At 48.6% G+C, this 2,034-nt stretch carries 3 protein-coding genes; 2 read left to right on the top strand and 1 reads right to left on the bottom strand.

Annotated elements, in window-relative coordinates; genetic code table 11:
- Positions 1-220: 220 nt before the first annotated feature.
- The gene (rpsU, locus tag AC5M9B_RS04845) at positions 221-433 is read right to left on the bottom strand and encodes a 30S ribosomal protein S21 (RefSeq protein ID WP_002214819.1); all 213 of its coding nucleotides are present in this window, start codon (positions 431-433) and stop codon (positions 221-223) included.
- A gap of 361 nt (positions 434-794) precedes the next feature.
- Here rpsU and grxD point away from each other — a divergent pair, with 361 nt between their 5' ends.
- Positions 795-1,106, top strand: a complete 312-nt coding sequence (gene grxD / locus AC5M9B_RS04840; protein WP_016688349.1) for a Grx4 family monothiol glutaredoxin — start codon at positions 795-797, stop codon at positions 1,104-1,106.
- A gap of 126 nt (positions 1,107-1,232) precedes the next feature.
- Complete coding sequence (gene upp / locus AC5M9B_RS04835; protein ID WP_487648320.1) at positions 1,233-1,859, top strand: uracil phosphoribosyltransferase; 627 nt, start codon at positions 1,233-1,235, stop codon at positions 1,857-1,859.
- Positions 1,860-2,034: the final 175 nt, after the last annotated feature.

Here is a 2,034-nt window from a genome sequence, read left to right as displayed (position 1 = left end):
TGGATTTTTGTTCACAAAGCGGAAGATTCAAGGCGGAAACCGCAACAAGGTTGGACACCTTGTGAGGATTTCCAACGCAGAAGATACCGCTTGGGGGATAAAAAGACACGGAAACTATTGAATGTCGACAGCTCCTAAAGGTCGTCTGAAAAACAAAACACACCGCAGGTCAAGCCTTGCAGTGTGTTTCGGCATCACAGGGCAGACCTGCAATTGATGTTTAGTACATTTTAGGAGGCAGTTGTTGGCTGCGCAGGCGTTTTTGCAGGCGTTTTACGGCTGCGGCTTTTTTGCGTTTGCGCTCGGTAGTTGGTTTTTCGTAAGCTTCACGGGCGCGCAGCTCGGTCAACAGACCGGTTTTTTCTACGGCACGTTTGAAACGGCGCATGGCTACTTCGAAAGGTTCGTTCTCTTTAACGCGGATTGCAGGCATTTTATTTCCTTTAAATTGAATTCTGGTTTCAAACCGCCGAAAGGGATAAAAGTAAAAAGGGCGGTTTGTAAAAAAGTGGTTGTTTGTATCTCGGGTGTCTTGCGACCGGCGGGATACGCGCCGTGATGTAAACATCACCTCCTAACAAGTCGGCTTGGCGCCGGGTATGCCGTCGATGCGGCTGCAAATTAATTGCGGGATTATCTTTGATTAGGTAGTTTCTGTCAAGCTGGTGGATTGTCTGAAAAACAGTATCGGGGTTTCGGAAACCTTTTTTAAACATCCGACACCAGTCGCATTAATTTGCGTATAATGGCGCAACTCCCGATTAACCGATTATGTCAGTAAGGAATACCACACCATGACCTCTATTCATGACCAAATTAAAGAAGTTGTTACCACCCACCGCGTTGTTTTGTTTATGAAAGGCACGAAGCAGTTCCCGCAATGCGGTTTCTCATCCCGCGCCGTTCAAATTCTTAATGCCGCAGGTTGTACTGATTATGTAACCGTTAATGTTTTGGAAAACGATGCCGTCCGCCAAGGTATTAAAGAATACAGTGATTGGCCGACCATCCCACAACTTTACGTCAACGGCGAGTTTGTCGGCGGTTCTGATATTTTGATGGAAATGTACGAAGCCGGCGAATTGCAAGATTTGCTGAAAGCCTGATAAAAGATAGCAAAAGGTCGTCTGAAAACTTTTTCAGACGACCTTTTTCCGTGTTCTGCCTGCTTTTCCGAGTATTCAAAAAAAAGTATAATCACGCCCATTCAAAAACAATCCGAGGCCTGCCAAATGAACGTAACCGTTATCAATCACCCCCTTGTCCGCCACAAACTCACGCTCATGCGCGAGGCCGATTGCAGCACTTACAAATTCCGTACCCTCACTACCGAGCTGGCGCGCCTGATGGCTTACGAAGCCAGCCGTGATTTTGAAATTGAAAAATACATTATCGACGGCTGGTGCGGTCAAATCGAAGGCGACCGCATCAAGGGCAAAACCTTGACTGTCGTGCCGATTTTGCGTGCCGGTTTGGGCATGCTCGACGGCGTACTCGACCTGATTCCGACTGCCAAAATCAGCGTGGTCGGGTTGCAGCGCGACGAAGAAACGCTCAAACCCGTTTCCTATTTTGAAAAATTCGTGGACAGCATGGACGAACGCCCCGCGCTGATTATCGACCCCATGCTCGCGACCGGCGGCTCTATGGTGGCCACCATCGATCTGTTGAAGGCGAAAGGCTGCAAAAATATCAAAGCGTTGGTACTCGTTGCCGCGCCCGAAGGCGTCAAAGTCGTCAATGAAGCGCATCCCGACGTTACCATCTACACCGCCGCCCTCGACAGCCATTTGAACGAAAACGGCTACATCATCCCCGGCTTGGGCGATGCGGGCGATAAGATTTTCGGTACACGCTGATTCGTGATTTGAGGTCGTCTGAAACCGAATGTATGGGTTTCAGACGACCTTTTTATAGTGGATTAACAAAAATCAGGACAAGGCGACGAAGCCGTAGGCAGTACAAATAGTACGGAACCGATTCACTTGGTGCTTCAGCACCTTAGAGAATCGTTCTCTTTGAGCTAAGGCGAGG

The organism is Neisseria flava (assembly GCF_982712965.1).
Note: the sequence above shows the minus strand (reverse complement) of the source record. Positions and strands in the feature narration are given on the sequence as shown.

What these genes read in the sequence shown, in the direction of transcription:
- upp (WP_487648320.1), top strand. Translation starts at nt 1,233, where the DNA reads ATGAACGTAACCGTTATCAATCACCCCCTTGTCCGCCACAAACTCACG.
- grxD (WP_016688349.1), top strand. Translation starts at nt 795, where the DNA reads ATGACCTCTATTCATGACCAAATTAAAGAAGTTGTTACCACCCACCGC.
- rpsU (WP_002214819.1), bottom strand. Translation starts at nt 433, where the DNA reads ATGCCTGCAATCCGCGTTAAAGAGAACGAACCTTTCGAAGTAGCCATG.